At 42.2% G+C, this 7,262-nt stretch carries 7 protein-coding genes; 1 reads left to right on the top strand and 6 read right to left on the bottom strand.

Going from position 1 to position 7,262, the window contains the following annotated elements:
• Positions 1-136 precede the first annotated feature (136 nt).
• Positions 137-343, bottom strand: coding sequence for a hypothetical protein (locus BJP37_RS17390; protein WP_143727656.1), 207 nt, complete (start codon positions 341-343; stop codon positions 137-139).
• 949 nt (positions 344-1,292) lie between these two features.
• Between BJP37_RS17390 and BJP37_RS17385 the strand changes: the two genes are divergently transcribed.
• Entirely contained in the window at positions 1,293-2,564 is a 1,272-nt protein-coding gene (locus BJP37_RS17385) for a DUF8508 domain-containing protein (RefSeq protein ID WP_075900613.1), read from the top strand.
• A gap of 394 nt (positions 2,565-2,958) precedes the next feature.
• Here BJP37_RS17385 and BJP37_RS17380 read toward each other — a convergent pair whose 3' ends face one another.
• From BJP37_RS17380 to BJP37_RS17360, 5 genes are all read right to left on the bottom strand, one after another.
• The gene (locus tag BJP37_RS17380; RefSeq protein WP_198954088.1) at positions 2,959-4,140 is read right to left on the bottom strand and encodes a cation:proton antiporter; all 1,182 of its coding nucleotides are present in this window, start codon (positions 4,138-4,140) and stop codon (positions 2,959-2,961) included.
• Between the two features lie 102 nt (positions 4,141-4,242).
• Complete coding sequence (locus tag BJP37_RS17375) at positions 4,243-4,530, bottom strand: hypothetical protein (RefSeq protein WP_075900611.1); 288 nt, start codon at positions 4,528-4,530, stop codon at positions 4,243-4,245.
• Positions 4,508-5,161: a CPBP family glutamic-type intramembrane protease gene (locus tag BJP37_RS17370; RefSeq protein WP_075900609.1), complete on the bottom strand. Its 654-nt coding sequence runs from the start codon at positions 5,159-5,161 to the stop codon at positions 4,508-4,510. Before BJP37_RS17370 ends, BJP37_RS17375 begins: the two co-directional genes overlap by 23 nt.
• A 56-nt stretch (positions 5,162-5,217) precedes the next feature.
• A complete protein-coding gene (locus BJP37_RS17365) occupies positions 5,218-5,763 on the bottom strand; it encodes a GNAT family N-acetyltransferase (RefSeq protein ID WP_081431233.1) in 546 nt (181 codons plus the stop codon).
• A gap of 329 nt (positions 5,764-6,092) precedes the next feature.
• Entirely contained in the window at positions 6,093-7,142 is a 1,050-nt protein-coding gene (locus tag BJP37_RS17360) for a DMT family transporter (protein WP_075900607.1), read from the bottom strand.
• Positions 7,143-7,262 lie beyond the last annotated feature (120 nt).

Here is a 7,262-nt window from a genome sequence, read left to right as displayed (position 1 = left end):
CTGACGGGGTGACAAACAGCCTTAAAAGCTTTACGGGGTGACCGGGTGTGGGGTGATGGGTGTAGGGAACCCACCCCTAACCCCTCCCAGGAGGGGAAAAATCAGGAGCTGGCGGAGTGGCGACGGGACGGTTAAATCAGGTTTCGGAGCGATTGTTATCCAATGGCTCACTCCAAATTCGCTGTCTTGATGCAATAGCGAGTGGGGGAAACCCCCAAGACCGCGCTGCATCGCTGTCAGCCATGCTTTGCGCGAGTGGGGGAAACCACGGCAGTTGCTCATGGGGGGAACCCCCTTTGGCGGCACTGCCTCCCCAAGACCGCGCTGCATCGCTGTCAGCCATGCTTTGCGCGAGTGGTTTGAAGTTACCGTAAGACAGGCTCGCCTTAATCAATAAGTTTTAATCATGCATCTGCATAGCCTACCAACCATTTTGGCTCAACGTAATCAGGTTTCGTCTCCGGGGAAACCCCCTGTTCCGAAGCTGCATCGCTTCTATTTTCCCCACACCCCACACCCGGTCACCCCATACCCTGTCTAGTTTAATGCCTTGTTGTCACCCCCTCAGTTTTGCAAGGTAATTAGCTTATCACTAGGAGAGCGTAACTGATCCCTGAATTTTTACAGCTAGAGTGTATCTGTTTAACCATTTAAAGGTAACTTGTCAACTGCTATGCCTTCCTGATTCAATTAATTTTTTTAAAAGTCTTGCTAGATAAATAAAAATCTAGTCAACCAGCCAATTGATACTACAATATCAGCAAAAATAAAGTACCATCATAAGTAGCTGCTTAGTTGTTTTTTTTTAGTTAATAGTTATTAGTGTATTTTATCTTGTTATTTTTTTATTTTTAACAATTAAACCTCATACAATCAATATAATTAATTGACTAAAGCCTTGCTCATAAAAAAAAATATGTAGAGACATTATAGCTAACATATCTACATAATATATAGCAAATATCAGTGATGTTTGAGGGACTTTTTCCTAGGCTTTATAGGAGGCAGGGAGCAGGGAGCACGGAGCAGGGAGCACGGAGCAGCGAAAAGGGAAAAGCGAACAGGTAAGAGGGAAAAAATATTGTATCCCTCATAACAATAATAAACGCTATATAGGAATATCTAAAAATAGATAAAGTCTCTACTCTGTTTATTGATCAGGGATTGCATAGATTCGCTGAACGCTGATAGGTGACGGCTGAAATGATAGCTAATAGCTAAAGATTCGTTGGTTTGAAAGCCAAGACAACACCCTGAGATTACTAGTTAGTTCTAAACAGAAAGGTAGGTATATGACAAATCTAATCATACGTCCCATATACGACATCCAAGGTGAAGGTCATATCTCACCATTTGTTGGTGAGTCTGTCATCACTACAGGTATTGTGACTGGGGTAGCGAGCAACGGCTTCTACCTACAAGACCCTTATGGAGATAATAATGATGCCACCTCAGACGGAATTTTTGTCTTTACCGATTCTACTCCTACAGTCAGAATCGGTGACGAAGTGCAAGTGAGTGGTGATGTCGAAGAATTTCGGCCTAGTAACCGTTCCAATGACTTAACCCTGACTCAAATTACTAACCTAACTAATATTAGGGTCTTATCATCGAACAATTCTTTACCTACTGCAGTGGTTATCGGTGAAGACCGTACACTACCTACAGAAATTATTGATGATGATGATTTAACTGACTTCTACGAAAGCCTAGAAGGGATGCGGGTGCAAATCAATAATGCTGTAGCGGTTTCTGCTACCAATAGCTTTGGTGAAATTTGGGCGGTTCCAGGTGATGGCATTGCTATTAGTGATGGTGACTTCAATCCAGAGCGAATTCAGATTGATGACACTCTATTGAATGGCACCTCTCCTATGGTTAATGTGGGTGACGAGCTCGGTACTGTAACAGGGGTACTTAGCTACAGTTTCGGTAACTTTGAACTCCAGTCTACTGAACCAATTAGTGCTACATCCGGTAACCTAACTCCAGAAATAACGAATACAGAAACGTTACCAATTGTCGATGTAAAGAGTGAGTTTGCTGAGGAAGCTAGCGACAATGACCTAATTTTGGCTCCCTTGACCTTACCTGAGCCAACTATTATCAATGGCACCGCAGGTAGTGAGAAGCTGACTGGTACTGATAACAATGACATTATCACTGGTTTCCAAGGTCGAGATCTGCTCACTGGTGGTGGTGGTAATGATCAGTTTGTTTACACCTCAGAGCGAGATGCTGGCGATCAGATCACCGACTTTGAAGTGGGAAGTGACAAAATTGTTCTTACTGAGTTATTTAATAATAACGGAATTACAGTTGCTAATTATGCGGATGCGATTAATCAGGGCTTTCTGAGTTTTGCTTCAGAGGACAATTATGCTGTTGTTTTATTTGACAAAGATGGCTCTGATGACAGCAATTATCAAGGGGTTTTCAGGGAATTAGAACAGGAATTTCCGTTTCCTTCTTTAAATACTAACTCAGATGGAAGTCAGATATTTCTGGTTCTCGAAAATGTTGATGTTGTTGAGCTACATGATGCTAGTAATTTTGTGATATGAAAGGTTGAAGCTTAGGAGGTTAAAGGTTGAAGGTTGGGAGGTTGAAGGTTGAAGGTTGGGAGGTTGAAGGTTGAAGGTTGGGAGGTTGAAGGTTGAAGGTTGGGAGGTTGAAGGTTGAAGGTTGGGAGGTTGAAGGTTGAAGGTTGGGAGGTTAAAGGTTGAAGGTTGGGAGGTTGAATAATGTTGAATAATCTTTATCCTGTTCCAAATAATTTTTAACGTTATTTAGCTGATTTTCGGTGCTTCTCAAAGGCTACAATAAATCCCGCTACTGTTAGAGTTGGTAGTCTACTCAAAAGACCTCTTGCAAAGTTCCAAAACTATTGCTAGCTTGCCTACTCCCGACTCCCTAATCCCGACTCCCGACTCCCGACTCCCGACTCCCGACTCCCTATCATTTACGCCAAGATAAACGAACAGGCATTTCCGACCGTGGCATCAATTCTGGGATCTCATGGGTAGCTTTAAACCTTGCCATGCGGTTACCATACCAGTTAGCTCCTGGAAAACCCGTTAAACCATGAGCAAACACACTGATCAACACCGTCAGTACCATAGTACTAAACATCACTTCACTACCCTGAATTCCATCCCCCTCTAAAATTAGTAAACCATACAATATTGAAGCTACTCCCCTTGGTCCAAACCAGCCCAGAAATAAGATAGTATACCAACGCAACTTCATGCCAATCACGCTAATAGCAACCCCTACCATCCGAGCAATGGTCAGAGTAGCAATTGCGTATAATACCATCTGCCAATTGACGCTATCCAGAGCAGGAAACACCATCATTGAGCCATAAATCATAAAAATCAGCAGCACCAGCAACTGTCCCTCTGCTTCTCCAAACTCATACAAACAATCACAAATTGATGGAGCCGTATTCCCTAGGGTTAAGCCAGCACAAAACGCCGCAATAAAACCATTTCCCCCCACTAATTCTGCGATCGCATAAGCGCATAACGACAGTCCTAATACCGATAAATCTTCAAAACTATGAGTAATCCACTTGCGGCGAACACTCTGTGACACCAACCAACCGCCAATATAGCCAACTGCTACCCCAACGATTGGCCCTAGAATCACTTGCATCGCAGCAAAGCGAAACCAAAAGTTTGCTGTTCCCGTTCCTTCCATTGTTCCAGCTAAGGAGAGGAAAATTAATAGAATTGGTAAGCAAATACCATCATTCAAACCACTTTCAACATTGAGGGATTGACGAATACAAATCGGAACACGAGAACTGCTGACCACCGCTTGTCCTAAAGCCGCATCAGTGGGAGCCAGAATTGTTGCCAAGGCTGCTGCTTCCCAGAATTCTAACCTACCTCCAAGCAACAGTACTGCCAAAATTGTTCCTAGGATAATTGTCAGCGGTAGACCAATACCTAACAAACGTACCGGTAAATTGTAGTCTCGACGCAACAGTTTAAGATTAATCCGAGAAGCATCAGTGAATAAAACCAGAATCAAGGTAAATTCAGCAATTATCCGAACAAGCTCATGCTCTACCTCCAGATTCAATAAACCCAACAATTGCGGACTCAATAAAAGTCCAAAGGTAACAAAAGCCATCGGTGGCGTAATTATACTTTTCTAAATGCGCCCAGAAATTAAACCAAAGCCGAGGATAAATAGGGCAATAATCGCAAATAGTTCAGTGTTCATGGAATTTCTCTAAGTCCTGAGTGCGTCAGTGCTATAGCAAAGGGAACAGGGAGCAGGGAGTAGGGAGTAGGGAGCAGGGAGTAGGGAAAAAAACCTGTGTACCTCATAGTTATGAAAAGCGCTGATAGCTGATAGCTGATAGCTGATAGCTGATAGCTGATAGCTGATAGCGGATAGCTGATAGCTGATAGCTGATAGCTGATAGCTGATAGCTGATAGCTGATAGCTGATAGCTGATAGCTGATAGCTGATAGCTGATAGCTGATAGCTTAAGTTACAAAAGTCTCTTCTTGCCACCCAAGCCAATCAGCCAGATCACAACAAACAACCAGTGAATGAAGACAGCTGTCCAGATCGAGCCACTTTGAATATAAGCAATAGTACAAATAATTCCCAAAAGCGTAGCTAGAAATATAAAAATAGGTTTAAAAAATGTTTCCCGTGCCGCCGGATAGAAGGTGATAGCATTCAGGGGATGATAGATAACAAAAATGAGTAAACTGACTGTAGACCAAGCGTATAGTGAAATTAATGAAGGGTTTTCTGAGGGATGAGGTAATAATAAAACCCGGAAAAATGTCTCCTCAGCTATTGCTGGCGTAAACAGAGCAGTTATCATAATCTTTAGCACTGGATGCCAAGAGGTTTTGACATTAACAGCACTTACATCAGTTTCCCTGAATAAGGGGGATAATCGGGTATTATGATCAGTTTCTTTTGAGAATGAAGATAATGGGGATTGCTCAATAGGAAGTAAGTTCTGATCCAGTTGCAGAAAGCCATTACGTAAACCAATCGGTAAAGCAATTAAACCATAGATCATAATTAAAATAACTACAATTACCCAAGCTTGCCAATCAGGAAACGTTAATATCCCAGCCATCAAGCGCTCGGTAACTCTTTCAGCAAATTTGGCTGACATCTCCATAGTGACATCTCCATAGTGACATCTCTATAACTAGTAACATAAGGATGTTAATACTTCTAAAAATTTACCAAACCATGACGCGATCGCACAAATTTAATCACTCCAGGTTCAGACCCTCCAGCAATCTTAATAAATCCATTTTTTTCCAAAACTCGGATAGATGGAATCAATTCCGGTAACGTCTCTGCTATCACTACCTCAATTGTGACATGGGAAAATGCCCAACTAATCAGTGCATTAACTGCTTCCGTAGCGTATCCAAACCTTTGAAACTCTGGTAGCACAGAATAGCCGATTTCTACCATACCATCCGGGGTAGCTTGTCCCTTAAAACCACCAATACCGATTAATACTCGTTCATTTTTGCTGTTGTCTAGAAGAACAAAATACCAGCACCACCAACCAATCTGATCCGAGCCCTCCCTTAACCGTTGTGCAGTCAATTCCATAGTGCCAGCATGATAGCCTTCTGGGGGCCAAGCTTTTGGAATGTGAGCATCAATTAAAGCAGTAAACCGTGAGGGAGTCATTTCTGATTGCACCAGTTCTGGTGTACCGGCAATCAGTTCCAATCGATCTGTGGTGATGCTGATGTAATTCAAGGTTTAAAATTCCCCATATTTAAGGTTTAATAACGTTTAATTTAGCGTTTAATTCAAGGTTGTAATTTGGTTTTTATTAACCTATAGCAATCCTAAATGAATTGTGATAATTTTGTTCCCTGTTCCCTGTTCCCTGTTCCCTGTTCCCTTTGGTATATATAGCGTTTCTCGTAGCTATGAGGTACACATTATTTTTTACCTCTTCCCTCTTCCCTCTTCCCTCTTCCCTCTTTCCTGCTCCCTGCTCCCTGCTCCGAAGTCCCTAAAAACCAGAAATTTGTACCTCATGGGTATAAGACTTGCTATATTTTTGTATTCATTACCATAATTTATACGCCTTTAAACCCAACTTCCATTTCTTTCGTCGATTTTCCCACAATCATAGTATCAGTTTTAGGAAGTTTGCGAGAAATACCAATTTGATTGAGGACAATGCCGCAAATAATTACAGCACCACCAATATACTGAGCTATTGTTGGTACTTCTGAAAGAATCAAGTAAGCTGCTAAAATGCCCGCTACTGGACTAAAGGAACTGGCGAGAGAAACATCGGATGCAGTAGTAGTCTTCAAACCCTTAAACCAACAAAGTTGACCCCCTACCACAATCACAGCCCCATAGAGGATCATCCATTGCCAGACAAACGGTGAGAAAGCATCCATAAAGTGACCTACTCCAAATAACTTAATCACCACAACAAAGAAAATGACTGTACCTGTAGCGGTTCTGAACACCGTAAAGATGCCCAGAGGGATTTGGCGCAGCTTCACTTTACTAATAATCGTAGAAATTGCTAATGCGATAGCTCCTACTGCTGCCATCAATTCACCGACACCAATCCTAAAGCCTCCCGGCATATTAATCATGTTTTCCTGGGGAGGCTGAAGCGCAATAGTCAGGATTACACCAATAAATGAAATAATCGCACCAGCTACTACCCAACGATTTACCCGTTCTTTTAGAAGTAAAACTGACAAAGCCAAAGCAAGAGGAGGCTCAATGCGTCCAATCAGCACTACATTATTAACAGCAGTGCGCTCAAGAGCTATAAATATCAAAGATGGTGCCAGTGCTCCTGACAAAACTGCGACACCCAGTAACCCTAACCAATCTGTTACAGAAAGTTGTCTTAGGGAGCGAAAATTCCACTGTCGCCCATAAATAGCAATCAACCCTAGCAACGCGCAGAGATTGCCAACAAACAAAACATTACAGAACGAAATAGGATTTCTACCATCAATTAAATTCTCTGCACCCAGGTCAGTCAGCTTACGAATGACCGAATTAGCTGCTGCAAAAATCAGGATAGCGATCAATAAGTAACCACGCCCTGGAATCCTATTCAACCAATCTGTTATTTTAGCAATGAAACTTGACATATAAGTTGACAATACCAAAGTTTCAGTGAATCATATCATGTCAAGTGGTGCGCGGTAGTGTTTATAGTCGAATATTTTTTGGGTAATAGGTAATAGGTAAGCATTCAGCGAGCCGTGCGC

Origin of the sequence: Moorena bouillonii PNG, assembly GCF_001942495.1 — a bacterium.
Lineage (GTDB): Bacteria > Cyanobacteriota > Cyanobacteriia > Cyanobacteriales > Coleofasciculaceae > Moorena > Moorena bouillonii.
This window is presented reverse-complemented; position numbering and strand designations above follow the sequence as displayed.

What these genes read in the sequence shown, in the direction of transcription:
- BJP37_RS17385 (WP_075900613.1), top strand. Translation starts at nt 1,293, where the DNA reads ATGACAAATCTAATCATACGTCCCATATACGACATCCAAGGTGAAGGT.
- BJP37_RS17360 (WP_075900607.1), bottom strand. Translation starts at nt 7,142, where the DNA reads ATGTCAAGTTTCATTGCTAAAATAACAGATTGGTTGAATAGGATTCCA.
- BJP37_RS17380 (WP_198954088.1), bottom strand. Translation starts at nt 4,140, where the DNA reads ATGGCTTTTGTTACCTTTGGACTTTTATTGAGTCCGCAATTGTTGGGT.
- BJP37_RS17390 (WP_143727656.1), bottom strand. Translation starts at nt 343, where the DNA reads ATGGCTGACAGCGATGCAGCGCGGTCTTGGGGAGGCAGTGCCGCCAAA.
- BJP37_RS17370 (WP_075900609.1), bottom strand. Translation starts at nt 5,161, where the DNA reads ATGGAGATGTCAGCCAAATTTGCTGAAAGAGTTACCGAGCGCTTGATG.